Raw genomic sequence first — 775 nt, forward strand, 5'->3', positions numbered from 1 at the left:
GCCACGCGGCCCGGGCCGCCCGGCCGCAGGCCGCCGGCCAGGCCCCCAAGGCCGCCGCGCCGCGCAAGCCCACCGCCCAGCAGGCGATCAAGATCGCGACCTCCCAGGTCGGGATCAGCGAGGACCGCGCCGGCAAGACCAAGTTCCAGCAGTGGTACATGGGCACCGAGCGCGCCAAGCAGACCCTCGCCCGCGACGGCGGCGCGCTCCGCCTGTACGCCGACGCCGAGTGGTGCGACATGTTCGTCTCCTGGGTCGGCACCCAGGCCGGCTTCTCCCACCAGGTCGGCTCCGACGCCTGGACCGTGGCCCACGCCAAGTGGTTCAAGAGCCAGGGCCGCTGGGGCACCACCCCGAAGCCGGGCGCGGTCGTGTTCTTCGCCTGGAACGGCGACAAGAGCCTCGACTCCATCCAGCACGTCGGCATGGTGATCAAGGGCAACGGCGACGGCACCGTCAAGACCGTCGAGGGCAACACCGACGGCGGCTCGGTCGAGGTCAAGACCCGTCCGTCCTCCACCATCGTCGGCTACGGGTACCCCGGCTACGCCGGATGACCCGCGCTCCCGGCCGCGCCCTAGGATCGCCGCATGGACGACGAGCGGGCCGCGGAGACCGCGACAGGGCCCGCTTCCGGGCGGACCGCTGAGCACCGCCCCGAGCCCACCGCCGCAGGTGGGCGCGGGGAACCCGCCGCAGAGCCCGTCGCCGCGGAGTCCCTCCCCACCGGAGGGCTCTCGCGGCGGCGGGCTCTCGGCCTGCTCGGGGCCGTCAC

The 775-nt window shown here is 74.3% G+C and carries 2 protein-coding genes; both read left to right on the forward strand.

All coding sequences use genetic code 11. The annotated features are described in order from the left end of the window. Nucleotides 1-557: CHAP domain-containing protein (locus DZF91_RS23000; RefSeq protein ID WP_147341283.1), on the forward strand; the 557-nt coding region annotated here is incomplete at its 5' end. Nucleotides 558-590: 33 nt separating this feature from the next. Next, a partial coding sequence (locus tag DZF91_RS41540; protein ID WP_207661894.1) for a hypothetical protein occupies nt 591-775 on the forward strand: 185 nt, incomplete at its 3' end.

This window comes from Actinomadura logoneensis (assembly GCF_003428695.1).
GTDB classification, from domain to species: Bacteria; Actinomycetota; Actinomycetes; order Streptosporangiales; family Streptosporangiaceae; genus Spirillospora; species Spirillospora logoneensis.